The sequence below is a fragment of the Acinetobacter sp. WC-743 genome (assembly GCF_000335555.1).
Taxonomy (GTDB): domain Bacteria; phylum Pseudomonadota; class Gammaproteobacteria; order Pseudomonadales; family Moraxellaceae; genus Acinetobacter; species Acinetobacter bereziniae.
Window position 1 is genome coordinate 1 of the sequence record NZ_AMFQ01000019.1, and the last position, 15,325, is coordinate 15,325.

General features: G+C 39.1%; 15 protein-coding genes and 2 tRNA genes. 8 read left to right on the top strand and 9 right to left on the bottom strand.

Annotated elements, in window-relative coordinates; all coding sequences use genetic code 11:
* Positions 1–136: 136 nt before the first annotated feature.
* The gene (gene hisA / locus ACINWC743_RS03000) at positions 137–868 is read right to left on the bottom strand and encodes a 1-(5-phosphoribosyl)-5-[(5-phosphoribosylamino)methylideneamino]imidazole-4-carboxamide isomerase (RefSeq protein ID WP_005034409.1); all 732 of its coding nucleotides are present in this window, start codon (positions 866–868) and stop codon (positions 137–139) included.
* A 75-nt stretch (positions 869–943) separates the two neighbouring features.
* On the bottom strand, positions 944–1,606 hold the full coding sequence (locus tag ACINWC743_RS03005; protein WP_009584342.1) for a 3'-5' exonuclease: 663 nt from the start codon (positions 1,604–1,606) through the stop codon (positions 944–946).
* Positions 1,607–1,773: 167 nt separating this feature from the next.
* Here ACINWC743_RS03005 and ACINWC743_RS03010 point away from each other — a divergent pair, with 167 nt between their 5' ends.
* The gene (locus ACINWC743_RS03010) at positions 1,774–2,175 is read left to right on the top strand and encodes a transcriptional regulator (RefSeq protein WP_004825483.1); all 402 of its coding nucleotides are present in this window, start codon (positions 1,774–1,776) and stop codon (positions 2,173–2,175) included.
* On the opposite strand, the gene ACINWC743_RS03015 is transcribed toward ACINWC743_RS03010, so the two are convergent.
* The 3 genes from ACINWC743_RS03015 to hisB form a co-directional block, all read right to left on the bottom strand.
* On the bottom strand, positions 2,172–2,705 hold the full coding sequence (locus tag ACINWC743_RS03015; RefSeq protein WP_009584351.1) for a DUF805 domain-containing protein: 534 nt from the start codon (positions 2,703–2,705) through the stop codon (positions 2,172–2,174). The genes ACINWC743_RS03010 and ACINWC743_RS03015 overlap by 4 nt on opposite strands.
* Before the next feature lie 149 nt (positions 2,706–2,854).
* A complete protein-coding gene (hisH, locus tag ACINWC743_RS03020) occupies positions 2,855–3,472 on the bottom strand; it encodes an imidazole glycerol phosphate synthase subunit HisH (RefSeq protein WP_004825479.1) in 618 nt (205 codons plus the stop codon).
* A complete protein-coding gene (gene hisB / locus ACINWC743_RS03025; protein ID WP_004825477.1) occupies positions 3,472–4,065 on the bottom strand; it encodes an imidazoleglycerol-phosphate dehydratase HisB in 594 nt (197 codons plus the stop codon). The genes hisH and hisB overlap by 1 nt, the downstream gene beginning before the upstream one ends.
* Before the next feature lie 102 nt (positions 4,066–4,167).
* Here hisB and ACINWC743_RS03030 point away from each other — a divergent pair, with 102 nt between their 5' ends.
* The 5 genes from ACINWC743_RS03030 (at position 4,168) to ACINWC743_RS03050 (ending at position 7,458) form a co-directional block, all read left to right on the top strand.
* Positions 4,168–4,545 carry a GNAT family N-acetyltransferase gene (locus tag ACINWC743_RS03030; protein ID WP_005034402.1) on the top strand — a complete coding sequence of 126 codons (378 nt, stop codon included), beginning with the start codon at positions 4,168–4,170 and terminating at the stop codon, positions 4,543–4,545.
* Between the two features lie 318 nt (positions 4,546–4,863).
* Positions 4,864–4,939: transfer RNA gene (locus ACINWC743_RS03035), tRNA-Phe, on the top strand.
* Positions 4,940–5,072: 133 nt separating this feature from the next.
* A tRNA-Phe gene (locus tag ACINWC743_RS03040) sits at positions 5,073–5,148 on the top strand.
* Between the two features lie 202 nt (positions 5,149–5,350).
* Complete coding sequence (locus tag ACINWC743_RS03045; protein WP_009584350.1) at positions 5,351–6,112, top strand: class I SAM-dependent methyltransferase; 762 nt, start codon at positions 5,351–5,353, stop codon at positions 6,110–6,112.
* An 86-nt stretch (positions 6,113–6,198) separates the two neighbouring features.
* Positions 6,199–7,458 carry an OmpP1/FadL family transporter gene (locus ACINWC743_RS03050; protein WP_009584345.1) on the top strand — a complete coding sequence of 420 codons (1,260 nt, stop codon included), beginning with the start codon at positions 6,199–6,201 and terminating at the stop codon, positions 7,456–7,458.
* A gap of 134 nt (positions 7,459–7,592) precedes the next feature.
* Here the strand turns inward: ACINWC743_RS03050 and ACINWC743_RS03055 are convergent, their stop codons facing one another.
* Positions 7,593–8,012 carry a GNAT family acetyltransferase gene (locus ACINWC743_RS03055; protein ID WP_004825465.1) on the bottom strand — a complete coding sequence of 140 codons (420 nt, stop codon included), beginning with the start codon at positions 8,010–8,012 and terminating at the stop codon, positions 7,593–7,595.
* A gap of 213 nt (positions 8,013–8,225) precedes the next feature.
* Here ACINWC743_RS03055 and ACINWC743_RS03060 point away from each other — a divergent pair, with 213 nt between their 5' ends.
* On the top strand, positions 8,226–9,860 hold the full coding sequence (locus ACINWC743_RS03060) for a GMC family oxidoreductase (protein WP_004825462.1): 1,635 nt from the start codon (positions 8,226–8,228) through the stop codon (positions 9,858–9,860).
* Between the two features lie 151 nt (positions 9,861–10,011).
* On the opposite strand, the gene ACINWC743_RS03065 is transcribed toward ACINWC743_RS03060, so the two are convergent.
* From ACINWC743_RS03065 to ompR, 3 genes are all read right to left on the bottom strand, one after another.
* On the bottom strand, positions 10,012–11,532 hold the full coding sequence (locus ACINWC743_RS03065; RefSeq protein ID WP_009584346.1) for an acetyl-CoA hydrolase/transferase family protein: 1,521 nt from the start codon (positions 11,530–11,532) through the stop codon (positions 10,012–10,014).
* A 205-nt stretch (positions 11,533–11,737) separates the two neighbouring features.
* Positions 11,738–13,198, bottom strand: coding sequence for an ATP-binding protein (locus ACINWC743_RS03070; protein ID WP_005034388.1), 1,461 nt, complete (start codon positions 13,196–13,198; stop codon positions 11,738–11,740).
* Between the two features lie 706 nt (positions 13,199–13,904).
* Positions 13,905–14,669 carry a two-component system response regulator OmpR gene (gene ompR, locus ACINWC743_RS03075; protein ID WP_004825449.1) on the bottom strand — a complete coding sequence of 255 codons (765 nt, stop codon included), beginning with the start codon at positions 14,667–14,669 and terminating at the stop codon, positions 13,905–13,907.
* 156 nt (positions 14,670–14,825) lie between these two features.
* Between ompR and ACINWC743_RS03080 the strand changes: the two genes are divergently transcribed.
* Positions 14,826–15,272 (top strand): carboxypeptidase-like regulatory domain-containing protein, encoded by a 447-nt coding sequence (locus tag ACINWC743_RS03080; protein ID WP_009584335.1) that lies wholly within the window; start codon positions 14,826–14,828, stop codon positions 15,270–15,272.
* The last annotated feature ends 53 nt before the right edge of the window (positions 15,273–15,325 follow it).

Genomic DNA, 15,325 nt, shown 5'->3' on the forward strand with positions numbered 1-15,325 from the left:
ATCAATTGACTGTGATCCATTGTGGATGTCTCCATCTATCCCTATTACAGGGTACTAAGATTTGGACATTTACACAGTTTTATTTACAGGCTCAAAAAGAGAACCTTACGGTTCTCTTTCTACAAATTAACTGAAGTTAGAATGCTTGGTCATCCAACAATAATTGAGCTTCACGTAGATTGAGCGTGCCTTCATAGATTGCTCGTCCAGTAATTGCACCTAAAATACCTGGTTGACCTTTTAAGTTGCGTACATCATCTAAGTTAGTAACACCACCTGATGCGATGACAGGAAGACCTGAATATTGTGCAAGATTAACAGTCTGCTCAACATTGACACCTTGCATCATGCCATCACGTGCGATGTCTGTATAAACAATGCTTGATACACCTGCATCAGCAAAACGTTTTGCAAGATCAGTCGCTTTTACATCAGTCACATTTGCCCAGCCATCTGTAGCAACCATACCGTTCATTGCATCAATACCGACGATGATATGACCTGCAAATTTTTGACATGCTTCTTCGACAAACTCAGGGTTTTGAACGGCTTTGGTTCCAATGATCACAAAAGACACACCTGCATCAAGGTAATGCTCAATCGTCTCTAAAGAGCGGATACCACCACCAATTTGAATCGGTAGTTCAGGTTGCGCTTTGGCAATTGCTTCAACCACAGGTTTATGGATTGGTGTACCAGCGAAAGCACCGTTTAAATCAACCAGATGTAAACGGCGTGCACCTTCATTTACCCAATGTTGTGCCGTTGCAACTGGATCATCAGAAAATACAGTATCGTCTTCCATACGACCTTGTTTTAAACGTACACATTTACCATCTTTCAGGTCTATTGCAGGGATGATCAGCATGCTTTCGCTCCTTGCCTATTCTCATAGAAATTCATTGGCGTTCATCTTAGCAAAAACTTGATCAATTTCTAAGTGTCAGTTGGGGCTTTTATTTTCATTGATCCCCAATTCAGTCGTGATTTTGATGATATCAACTGGGATTAAATTTAAATCGAGAAGTGCCTTAAAAATAAGAACTGGCGCATAAGCATCTGCTGCGGCGTACTGAATTTGAGGAATGGTCAGATTTTTTTTCGCCCAGTTCGAGGTACTTATTGATTTACTTTTAGGAAAATGAACCTGAAATAGGAGCGCCATCGCATTTTTAATGCCTAATGGACTGGTCAACCCGAAGCTTGAGAAAAGTTTGGAAAGCTCAATCACACGATGTAGTTCTACCCCTTTTTTACGAAATAAATGTAAGTCATTTTTTAGACCAAAGCCCACTTTGAGTTGATTTGTGTTTTCTAAAAGGGGTTTTAAAAAGTTTAGAATTTCAGGCGAAACCTGAAATAAATAAGCTTTCTCCGCAGTGGCAAGTTGAATCAAATGAGGTCCTGTCTGAACTTCACCTTTTGTAAAAGTTGGCTTTGACTCTGTATCAAAGCCGAGTAAAGTCGCTTTTGCTAATTCTTCTGAAATTTCATGACACTGTTCCAGCGTATTAATCACCACAATTTTATTTAAAGGCAAATTTTCAAAACGTGGAAAGCTTAGAATTTGTTCCTTGCTTGGGAGTTGTTGGCTTTGATCATTCACAAATTTTAGCTCTCAGTTTTCAGGGGTAGCTGAAATTTCATAAATTACTTGCTTTGTCGACTAAAATTGAGCAGGTAAGGCATAAAAAAATTTAACGATATTGTGTTATAACAAACTTTGAATAAAAGATGATAGTTTTGTGAGATGAAATTACAGGAATCAAGCAGATGGTAGAAAAAGAGGATGATCTTTTTATCGAAGGTGCAAAACGTTTAAAGCAATTGATTCAAGATAAAAATATAAAGGCCAGTGATATTGTCAATGTGCTGGAAACTTCAAAAGGTACAATGAGTAAATGGCTACATAATTCTACACCTTCAAGCGCACAAAGTTTAATTGAATTGGCACGTTTAGTGGGTATGACTGAACGTTGGAATATGGAAGCTAAACAGCAAGACAAAACGGAACTTGTGAGTAAGGCATATGCTGAATCTGAACTGGATTTAAGCCATGCCACCATGGAGCAGTTAATCAATGAGATTAAAGATCGTTATGCCGCTTTAAACTTAAAAGCAGAGATTAAAATCAATGTTGAACCGTTAGAGGGTGGCTTTGTTACCAAAGATTAACGTGATGGTTGCATCACGTGATGAGATCCTTCAAATTCGATTTGCAGATCAGTTTTCGGTGGGGGAGAGATCGCCAAAATATAGATGACCACGATGGTTAAGATGGGGGTGCAAATGATTGAGATCAGTGCAACGGTTTTTCCCCAAATAGGTGTTAATCTACTGCTACCGTATTGATTATTATGAAAAGAGCCAGCTGTGACAAAGATTAAAAACAAAAAAAGCACCTGTACAATCGGGATTAAAATCAACACACTCCACCAACCAGAACGATTAAGATCATGCAGTCTACGAATGATGAGTATAAAAAATGTATAGATACATGAGATGTGTAAGGTCGCCCATAAAAACAAAGCCAAAGGTTCAATTTGCTTAAAATCTTCGTCGGTATTCAACATCTGTAATGAGATATAAAGATTTAGGGAGCATAAAATAAGGGTGAGAATGGTTAACCATGCAATGAGTGATAAACGCCCAAAACGTCCATTGGGATGAAGTAGTGCATCATTGATGAGCGTGTTGTTTTTCATCTATAAGCCATTGAATCAATAAGTGTTAAAGTTTTTATTGGAGTGTGTCTAAAAGACCAAGTAGTCAAAAGTTTAAAACTTTATTTTTTGTAGCAATTTGAGTTATCAGAGCCAATTTAAATTGGCTCTGATTTTTTTATCTTGAGGTGTTAAATATTCCATTCCACAAAGTTTTTCAGCAATTGTAAACCTGCTGTATGGCTCTTTTCTGGATGGAATTGTGTAGCAAATAGATTTTCTTTATGAATTGCGGTACAGAACTGCAAACCATAATCACATGTTGCTGCAATCAGTGTAGAATCTTTAGGTTCAACATAATAGCTATGTACAAAATAGAAGCGCGCATCTTGTTCGATATTTTTCCACATTGGATGGCTAGGATCAGCTTGGTGGACTTGGTTCCAGCCCATGTGAGGAACTTTTAATCCCTCCATATCTGGAAAATGTTTGACCATGCCATCAAAAATACCCAGCGCTTGAGTGCCACCATTTTCTTCAGATGACTCAAGTAAAGCCTGCATACCGACACATATTGCCAGCACAGGTTTATTGAAGGCAGCTTGACGTACAACTTCATCGATTCCTGCTTCATGCATGCCTTGAATGCAGTCACGCATTGCTCCCACACCTGGAAATACAATTTTATCTGCTTGAGCAATCAGCTTTGGATCATTGGTCACATCTACAGTTGCACCGACATGTTCGAGTGCTTTAGCTGCTGAATGAAGGTTTCCCATGCCATAATCAAGAAGGGCAATACGGGTCATTACAAGGTTCCTTTGGTAGAAGCAACAGTATTTTCAGCGCGAGGATCAACTTCGCATGCCATACGTAGTGCGCGAGCAAACGCTTTGAACACACTTTCGATCTGGTGATGGCTATTTTTACCTTTTAAGTTGTCGATATGCAGGGTCATTAAGGCATGATTAACAAAGCCTTGGAAAAATTCTGAGAATAAATCGACATCGAAGCTACCAATTCGCGCACGAGTAAATGGAATATCCATCCACAATCCTGGGCGACCTGATAGATCAACAACGACACGGCTTAAAGACTCATCAAGTGGTGCATAAAAATGACCATAACGTTTTAAGCCTTTTTTATCGCCAAGCGCTTGTGCAAAAGCTTGTCCTAGCGTAATCCCACAATCTTCTACGGTGTGGTGATCATCGATTTCCAAGTCACCATCACAATGAATATCAATATCAAATAAACCATGACGCTTGATTTGATCAATCATATGGTCTAAAAAGGGAACACCTGTATTGAGCGTGCCTTGACCAGTACCGTCAAGATTCACACGAACTCGAATTTTAGTTTCGTTGGTGTTTCTTACCACTTCACTGATACGTTGCGCCATAGACACGTTCCTCAAAAAACGTCAAAAATTAAAAGTTTGATGTAAAGATGTTTCGCTGTGACGAAAGTGACAGCATATTAGATTGCTCAGGAGGGTTAATCAATGCCTATTACCGTACATGCTAAAACTTCACTAGAAAATGAAGAAGTTCGCGATCAGCTTGAGCGATTATATGACACCAGTCCCGAATTTGGGGATGGTCATGACGCCATAGAACAACTTGAGCAAAACTTGGCTCATTATACCCTACTTTATGTCGCAGAATTTAATACAAAGATTATTGGGGCATTATGGTGTACTGGACAAGGTGAAAGCAGAACTTTAGAAAATATTGTGGTACATCCAGCCAATCGAGGGCGAGGAGTTGCTGAACGTTTGGTTGAGGAAGTTTGCCGAATTGAAGAAGAAAAGGGTGTAAAGAACTTTGAGCCAGGTTGCGGTGCAATACATCGTTGTTTAGCGCATCTCGGTAAAATCTAAGCGATTTGAGTTTCTGAATGCCTAAAGCAGCTTGAGTCATTGCTTTTGCTTGCTTTGCTCAAAAAACAAGTTGCTCAAGAACAAGGAATGGTGAAATGGTTAGTTTTAAGTGCATTTTGAACAGATTCAAAAACGGAATATGCGCAAATTGGTTATGCTAATCGAGATCATTCAAACAATATATGGCTCAAATATGTGTGAAAAAGCATCCATTAGCGCGTAAATAGGCTGATTTTGTTGTAAAAATAGACTGTTGAATGATTTTAATGCTTTCTATACTTGACGGCTTATGGATTAAATTGTTTAATACGCCCCATCGGCGTGATAGCTCAGTAGGTAGAGCAACGGATTGAAAATCCGTGTGTCCCCAGTTCGATCCTGGGTCTCGCCACCATATTTAAAAATCTTTAAGATTTCAATCCCTGATCCCATCAGGGATTTTTTTTGGGTAAAAAATATTCGCTTGAATAAAAAAGTCATGATTTTTATTGACTATTGAATACAGATACGGCTTAATACACCGCATCGGCGTGATAGCTCAGTAGGTAGAGCAACGGATTGAAAATCCGTGTGTCCCCAGTTCGATCCTGGGTCTCGCCACCATATTTGAAAAACCCCAAACATTGTTTGGGGTTTTTTATTGCCTATTTTTAGCGTTCAATGTCATTGTGAGCGTTCTAGAAAATAAACCGATTAAAATACGGTGCAGAGGAATGATTTTAATTGTCTTACAAAATGCCTTGAGCTGATGTGGAAATGACGTAGAATAAATTTTTATAAAACGAATAGATTGTTATAAAAAACAATGAAAGATTTATTTTCATCAGGCAGTGCGCTTTATCAACAAGCACGACCCAGTTATCCACAGGATGTGGTTCAGGAAATATTAAATCATGTTCCTGAGCGTAGCTTTGCATGGGATTGTGGTGCAGGTTCAGGACAATTCACTCAACTACTGACTCCTTATTTTGATCATATTGTTGCCACCGATTTGAGCGAAAAACAACTACAGCTTGCACCTTATTTTGATAATGTTAGCTATCAGGTTCAATCGGCTGAACACACCTCATTTGCAGCTCACAGTTTTGATTTAATTTCTGTAGCGCAGGCAATTCATTGGTTTGATTTTGACGGGTTTTATAAAGAAGTTCAAAGAACACTTAAACCGCAGGGAATCCTTGCTGTCATCGGATATGGTTTAATTCAAGTTGAGAATAAAGTCATTCATTCCATGATTCAGGATGTATATTTTAAAAAATTAAACGGTTATTGGGATGTTGAGCGCCGTTATATTGACGAAGAATATCAGACGATTCCATTCCCATTTGAAGAAATAACCGTTGCCAGTTTTAAAATGCAGTATCAATGGTCAGCAGCACAACTGTTAAAATATTTATCGACATGGTCGGCAATTAAACATTATTGTGAAAAAAATCAAGATCATCCCTTACTTGAACTGGCTGAACAACTAAGCAGTGAATATGAAGATTTAAAAATAGAATTTCCTGTATTCTTGCGCCTAGGTCGAGTGAAACAAGTCAAGAAAAAGTGTTTTATGAAAAAATAGAATAATGATCTCATTTTATCTTGGATTACAAGATATATGGCTAACAATATACTTAGTTATATATTATTTAAAGATAAGATGATTCAATGAAATTTATATCTCAAGTTACGGGGCTGGCAATTGCTGGGGTTTTATTTAGCTCGAATTCTTCTGCGACAACAGGCTATTTTATGCATGCCTATGGTGTAAAAGCCCAAGGTAATGCAGGTGTATCGATCGCTCAATTTCAGGATGCACTCAGCATCGCTAATAACCCAGCAGGTTTAAGTTGGGTTGGAAACCGTATTGACATTGGGGCGAGTATTTTTTCACCTGATCGTTCTGCAAACATCACTGCAAATCAACTGCCGAATGCGAATGGCTCATATGATGGCAATGGACGAGCGTATTTTGTATTGCCAGAAATTGCTTTAAATCATCAAATCAATGACCAAGTGGCATTAGGTTTAGCAGTGTATGGCAATGGTGGCATGAATACAGGCTATCAGGATAATCCGTTTGCTGCATTTGGCAATAGGGGCACGGCTGGGGTCGATTTAACGCAAGTTTTTGTCTCTCCTGCGGTATCTTGGAAATATGCTGCAAATCAATCTGTGGGTGTTGCAACGAATATTTTATATCAACGTTTTGAGGCAAGGGGAATTCAGGGTTTTGCTGGATTTTCTTCAGATGCTTCAAACCTCAGTAATCGAGGAAAGCAGAGTGCTACAGGTCTAGGAGCACGAGTGGGCTGGTCAGGCATATTCTTCAATGATCGCTTAACTTTAGGTGCGAGTTATGCTTCAAAAATCAATGCTGATCGTTTTGATCAATATCGGGGATTATTTGCTGAACATGGAGATTTTGATGTTCCTGAAAACTATGCAGTGGGTGCAGCATTAAAAGTAAGCCCTCAATTCACCATTGCAGCAGATGTACAACGGATTAACTATTCAGATGTGAAATCTGTTGGACATTCATTTGATGTCGGGCAGCTACAGCAGGGGCAGCTTTTTGGTTCTCCACAGGGTCCTGGATTTGGTTGGAAAGACATCAATGTCTATAAATTGGGGGTATCTTATCAAGCACACCCTCGACTGCTTTTAAGGGCAGGCTATAGCCATAATGATCAGCCCATTCCAGCGCAAGAGGTCTTTTTAAATATTCTTGCGCCTGGTGTCATTCAAGACCATCTCAGTGTCGGTGCAACATGGGATATTGATCCTCATCAAGAACTCAGTATTGCCTATACACATGCCTTGGAAAATGAGGTGAAAGGACCAATTTCTCCTGCATTTGGTGGTGGTGAGGCTAAAATTAAAATGAGTCAGGATATTTTGGGAATTGCTTATGGTTATAGGTTTTAAGTGTATTTAGCTATACGTACAGCTCTGAAACTTCGACAGCATTGCAATAAATACTTTTAACGCGGTGTAGATGATGCCTCACTTTTAACCGATAGCATTAGACCCATGATGAGGTTAATTTGATGAGGCTGTTCTTAATCCTGAATCAGCCGCTTACCTAAGCAAACCACCTCAATCTCTTCATAGCCCAATTGCTCATAAAAACTTTGTACATCAATATTGTCTTTACGGATCAACAGTTGCAACTTTGGACAGCCCAATGCAACCAAGCGCTTTTCAAGCTGTTGTAAGAGGGCTGTTGCCACGCCATTACGTTGATCATGTGGATGCACGGCAAGATAATTTACCCAGCCACGATGTCCGTCATAACCGCCCATCACGGTAGCAATGAGCTGTTCATCTTTGACCGCCAATAAAAATAATCCATCTTTTTGAGCGACTTTTCGGAAGATATCAATCTCTGGGCTATTCCATGGACGTGTTAAATCACATGTCTCCCAAAGTGCGATGACATCATCTAAGTCGGTTTCCTGAAACTGCCTAATGATAAACATAGCTTTCTTTTATCTCTTGTTTTTAAAAGAATGTTTGCATCAGATTAATATAAAAAGTGCATCTTGATAAGTTGATTTTTTAGACAATGCGTAAATGTTTGATAGACATTCTAAATTTGGGATGGAATGGTGCGGTTACGAATGATTATTTTTTATTGCTTGAAAATATGCATAATGATTGAGGAATAATTTAAAACAAAAATGGAATTTCATATGAATAAACAGGAATTTGATTATATTATTGTTGGTGGTGGAAGCTCAGGTTGTGTTTTGGCTGGTCGTTTATCTGAAAATCCACAGGTTTCTGTTTGTTTGCTTGAAGCAGGTGGTACTGGAGATGGCTGGAAAGTCGAGGTTCCCTGTGCAGCGGTCATTAGCATCCCTACAAAAATTAATAACTGGGCATTTGAAACTGTTCCTCAGAAAGGTTTGAACGGTCGCAAAGGCTACCAACCACGTGGTAAGTGTCTGGGTGGATCATCTGCAATCAATGCAATGGTCTATATCCGAGGACATCGACAAGATTATGATGATTGGTCGGCTTTAGGGAATACAGGCTGGTCATATGATGAGGTTTTACCTTATTTCATTAAATCAGAGAATAATCAAAGAATTAAAAATCAATATCATGGTAATGATGGTCCATTGTCTGTGATTGATTTACACAGTGACAATCCACTTCAACAAAAATATCTTGCAGCTGCGAAACAGCAGGGCTATCGAATTTTGGATGACTTTAATGGCGAAGAGCAGGAAGGCTTAGGCATTTATCAAGTCACTCATATTAATGGTGAGCGCTGTAGTTCAGCTCGGGCTTATCTCTTTCCACATCTTAAACGAAAAAATTTAACAGTTGAGACTTCAGCGCAAACCCAGCGAATTTTAATCGAAAACGGTGTAGCTGTGGGTGTGGAGTATAAGCAGAATGGTCAATTGAAACAGATCCGTGCGCGACGTGAAGTGCTACTCAGTGCTGGTGCAATGCAGTCACCTCAAATCTTGATGCTATCTGGCATCGGTGACCAGCATGAGTTAATGGAACATGGGATTGAGGTGAAAAAACACTTACCCGGCGTGGGCAAGAATTTTCATGATCATCCTGATTTTATCTTTGGCTATAAAGTACGTGAAATACAGGGAACTTTTGGGCTATCCATCCCCGGGTCTATTGATTTAATCAAGCAAATTGGACGTTATCGAAAAGAGCGGCGTGGTTTGCTTACGACTAATTTTGCTGAATGTGGCGGTTTTATTAAAAGCTCAGCAGAGCAAAAAGTACCGAATTTACAATTACACTTTGTGATCGCATTGGTTGATAACCATGCTCGGACTTTACATACAGGTCATGGCATTTCTTGTCATGTATGCTTACTGAACCCAAAAAGTCGTGGCACGATCAAGATCAGTGGTCCAAGTATCGACGATCCAATATTGATTGATCCAAATTTTTATGGAGAAGAGTCTGATTTAGAAGAAATGGTCAAAGGTTTTAAGCTCACGCAAACTTTAATGCAGTCTGAGGCGTTTAAAAGCATGATCAAAGAAGATTTGTTTACTGCAAATGTCCACACGGATGAGGAGATTCGGCAGGTTTTACGAGATCGCTCAGACACAGTTTATCACCCTGTAGGAAGTTGTAAAATGGGCGTGGATGAAATGGCTGTGGTTGATCCACGATTGCGTGTTTATGGTATTCAGAACTTACGTGTGGTGGATGCGTCCATCATGCCTAAAGTGGTCAATGGAAACACCAATGCACCTGCCATTATGATTGCTGAAAAAGCCGTAGATATGATTAATCAGGATCAGTCAGGTGTAGCATTTATCGAGGAAAAGATGGTCGACTAGGCAAGATCATTTAAGCTTTGTGAGCAAGTGGATATGTATAGCTCGCAGAGCTATTTTATTTGATTGCCATTTTTTGCAACGAACATATCAACCTGTTAAAGCAACAGACAATAAAAAACGCCCTTTGGGCGTTTTTTATTGAGCTAAAAGATTATGCAGATTTTTTAGCTTGATCTTGTGTGGTTAACATATGACCTGTTTCTTCAAAGTTGCAGTGCCAAGAAAGCGCTTCACGAAGAATATGAGGTGTTTGACCGCCTTTTTCACATGCACGATCAAAGTAATCATTTAAGGCATCACGATACATTGGGTGAGCACAGTGATCGATTACAGCGCGTGCACGTTCACGTGGTGCTAAACCACGTAAGTCTGCAAGACCTTGTTCAGTAACCAGAATATCAACATCATGTTCAGCATGATCAATATGTGAGGCAAATGGTACAACAGAAGAAATGTCACCGCCTTTTGCAATTGATTTGGTTACGAAAATAGCCAAATGTGCATTACGCGCGAAGTCGCCTGAACCACCGATACCATTCATCATCTTGGTACCACAAACGTGAGTTGAGTTGACGTTGCCGTAAATATCGAATTCAAGTGCAGTGTTGATACCAATGATACCTAAACGACGAACTAACTCAGGATGGTTTGAAATTTCTTGTGGACGTAAAACCAATTTATCTTTGTATTGTTCAAGATTGTTAAATACTTTTTCGCCATATTTAGCAGAAAGCGTAATTGATGAACCTGAAGCAAATTTCATTTTACCCGCATCAATCAATTCAAAAGTACAGTCTTGAAGTACTTCTGAGTACATCACTAAGTCTTCAAAGTTTGATTCTTTCAGACCTGTTAATACTGCATTGGCAATAGATCCAATTCCTGCTTGTAATGGACCAAGGTTCGCAGGCAAACGACCTTCTTCAACTTCTTTTTCAAAGAATGCGATCAAATGGTTTGCAATCGATTGCGTTTCATCATCCGGTAAAGTCACTGTTGATGGAGAGTCATGGAATTCGCTGTTAATCACGATACCGACAATTTTTGCAGGATCGATATTGATTGCAGGTGTACCAATACGTTGATCAACATGTGTTAATGGGATGGGTTGACGAGTAGGGCGATAGGTTGGGATATAAATATCGTGTAAGCCTTCAAAAGCAGGGCTTAAATTGGTGTTGATTTCAACAATCACCTTTTCAGCAAAAATTGCAAAGCTTGCAGAGTTACCTACAGAAGTGGTTGGAATGATGCCGCCATCTTCAGTAATTGCAATGGCTTCAATCACAGCAACATCAGGTTTTTTCAATTGAAGATTACGCATTTGCTCAACAGTTTCTGACAAATGCTGATCGATAAATATCACTTCGCCTTTGTTGATGGCTTTACGTAATGTGTTATCGACTTGGAACGGTAAACGACGAGCAAGTACACCTGCTTCAGTCAATTGTTTGTCTAGATCATTACCTAAACTCGCACCAGTGATCAATGTAATCTTGAGAGGATTTACTTTGGCTTGTTTTACAAGTGCTAAAGGTACAGCTTTTGCTTCGCCTGCACGAGTAAAGCCGCTCATCCCCACAGTCATACCATCTTGGATAAAAGTTGCAGCTTGTTCTGCGCTCATGACTTTGTCATGGAGAGATGCTAAACGGATACGATCTAAAGACATGGTTTACGCTCAATTCTTGTTCAAAACTAGACGGATTGTACCGCCCTCAAACTAAATTGTGCATGCCTCTAATGCTAAGGTCTAATTTTTTCAATAAATGCGGGTATAAATTTTAGTGATGGTTTTTAAGTTATTATTTATTAATGAAATAATGTTGTCTGTTTGATAAATAAACAAAACTGTTTGTTTGATTATTGAGCGATCATTAAAAATGATCACTCAAACTTTGCTTAATTTTTTGAATAGGGTTTGTAGGTGTCGGTTCTTCCTCAACTTTTATCGAAAGTGGTAGGGAGACGATGGCTTGTAAACCACCTTCAGGGCGGTTGGAAATAGACAGTTCACCTTGATGAATATCGACAATTCGCTTCACAATTGCCAGCCCTAAACCACTGCCTTGAACTGTACGTGCAGCATTACCGCGTACAAAGGGTTGCATTAAGTCTTCAATCTGATCTTCAGGGATACCTTCACCATTGTCCGCAACACAGATTTTGATATGTTCATTTTCAACCAGTGCACTCAATTCAATGGGTTCTGCACCATAGCGTTTAGAATTGTTGATCAAATTACCAATCAAGCGTTTGAGGGAGAGCGAACGTGCGGTGATGATTGGCAATTCTTGAGGTGTAAAGCGAATATCCAAAGGCTTAAACTGAATCACTAGTTCTTGTAGTAAGCTGTTGATATTGGTGTCTTGTAGCTCTTCATCTGAACCATCACGCATATAAGAGATAAATTGGCTCAAAATGGCGTCCATATCATCGACATCATAAATCAGTCCTTCTTTTAAGAAGTCATCATCAGACATCATTTCTGCACTTAAACGAATCCGAGTCAGCGGTGTTCTTAAATCATGTGAAATTCCAGCCAACATGATTTGACGATCTCGTTCAGTTTGTTCAAGCGTATAGATCATATGGTTAAAAGCTTGGTTAACTTCGCGAATTTCTTGTGGTCCATGGTTGGTTTCAAGATAAGGCGCTTTACCTGTTTTACTGTAATTATTTGCAGCATGTTGTAAGCGACGTAATGGGCGATTCAACTGTCTAACCAATGTCAAAATAATGGCTGCAGCAATTAATGGAATCCCCAATAACCAAGCTAAAATAAGTTCTGGACTATAATTCGCATAGGTATTTAACGGTTCACGAACCCAATTCCCATTCATTTCAGGCGTTTGTACCCAGATACGTGGACTAGGTTTAAACTGGAAGTAAACCGTTACGTCCTTAATTTTTAATTCTTCTGCCAATTGCTTTTCAATGCGATTGGTAAAGAAATCAGCAATAATTTTATCTTTAACATTTGGATAGTCTTTAGAGTCTGTAACATATTCCACACCAACACGCTGTTTTAACCACTCATCAATATCTAACTGAATATCGTCGTGGTAGATCTGCAAGCGAGGATTGTTGACCATCTCAAGCTCAACTGCCAGAAAACGTGCATGTTGTTGAATTTCTGGAAGATAGAGTGTTTTCCAGAAAAACCAAAGAGACATAAATAGGCTAAAAAAAACCACAAATATGACCAGAACCGTAGTTCGCATTGCTGCTGAACGTGGTTTGATTTTATCGAGAAAGCGTTCCCAAGGTGTGCGTTTGCGTTCTTTGTAAGCGACAAAGTCAGTAAATTCTTGTGGGTCTATGGGTTCTAATTTCACAGATTGATCCTGTTACTCGATAATATCGTGTGATGCAATGATTTTAGTTTAATCAATGATGAATTTATAGCAATAATAAAACTGTGATTTTATCTATGCTTGATCTAGCACTTGTGATTTGAATAAAAATAAACTCATAAAATTTAATCTAGTCAAAATAGATTGTTTGATTGAATAAGAAAGTCTAATTTTTATGATGATTTGCTTCTTTTATTATTTTTAGTAACCAATTCGACCTCTTGAGATGGTCGAAAAATGCGCATTGAATGTTTACATACATTTTAAATGCTTCTGAAACATAGATGGTCTTTCTATCGTGATCCGGCATGGATGTCGCCATCTTGGGTGGGGGGTATATGAGCAAAAAACAAAGCATTGCTTTGTTTGCAGCGCAAGACCCCTGTTAAACAGAAGATTTTTGTCATCTTTTCATCTCTGAAAAGTGAGGCAGCGGCTACGCAAAGCGATTTAAACTTTAAATGTAAAGCGAGGCATTGCAAATTTGATCTTCATACAATTATTTCTATGTAATGGCAGAGGTTTCATGGCTGATAAGATTAAGCCCATTTAGAAGTCATCTAAAAGCTTAATTCATAAAAGCATTATTCTGTGCAATAAAATATGGGTGACATTCCTTATTCAAAAATGTCACCCATAAGTCAATATCTCATGCGTTCAGCAAATAGAGATACCATATATCGCTTTATTATTCCGCACCATCTGGAACAAAGACATAACCTACGCCCCATACAGTTTGGATATAACGTGCGCGTGCTGGATTCTCTTCGATTAATCGACGCAAACGTGAAACTTGAACATCAATTGAACGTTCCATTGCGCCCCATTCACGACCACGCGCCAAATTCATCAATTTATCACGGGTCAATGGTTCGCGTGGATGTTGTACCAGCGCTTTCAACACGGCAAATTCACCTGTGGTCAAGGTGACTACTTGCCCTTCACGTGTCAAAGTACGCGTTGAAAGATCTAAAGACCATGGACCAAACGAAACCACTTCTACATTTTGGCTTGGTGCACCTGGAACTTCACGAACTTGGCGACGTAAAACAGCACGGATACGTGCCAATAATTCATTTGGATTAAACGGTTTTGGCAAATAGTCATCCGCACCAGCCTCTAAACCAGCAATACGGTCAGAGTCACTGCCACGTGCTGTGAGCATGATGACAGGTGTATCAATATTGGATGCGCGTAAGCGTCTGCAAATGCTTAAACCATCTTCTACAGGAAGCATGAAGTCTAAAACGATGAGTGAAAATAACTCACGTTGTAATAGACGGTCCATTTGTGTTGCATCGTGGGCTGTCTTAACAACAAAGCCTTTATCTTCAAGGAAACGCTGTAAAAGGGTACGTAAACGCACATCATCATCGACCACTAAGATGCGTTCGACACGGTCAGTTTCGTTTTGTACGACATCTGTATTTTCAGCAGGTACAACCAAACTCATGATGTACTCCCTTAATGTTGTAAATTATAAATATTCATCAATCTCAGTATAATGCCTAAGCGCTTGTTAAGACTATGTATCAAATTGCTCAAAAATACAATTTTCCGGCTGTTTTGAAACCAAAAGACAACATCTACAAATATTTGAGATCGTTCTATGTTTATAAATAAAAAAACATACCATTTGCAAATGAAACTTTTATGTATTTTAGCAATAAGCTTTTGTTTAACTGCATGTATTAGCCGATTATCTCGACCAGAGATCTCTGGACAAGTGATTGATGGTCGTGGACAACCTATTGCATATGTTCAAGTGGGAGAAACTCAAACCAATCAAAATGGCGATTTTCAGTTAAAAGAGCAGCGCTATTCTGCTTTTTTGTTGAAAGAAATCATGTATATGGAAGCACCACCAGTGTTTGTTCAAGAGAAAGTCACTAAACCGGGTTATCAATCGTGTTCTTTACAATATTTCAACCGTTTTGGTGGCGGTCAGAGAAAAGGGGCGAAATGGCAGCTTGGAAAAATTATTTTACAAAGCAATTTGAACGCACAAGGTCAGAGTGAAATACCCGATTGCATGATAAAAACTCAAGAAAAATGAACTTTTATCACTTTTTTCATTACTAATTTGCAAAACAATTGTGGATTTTATGG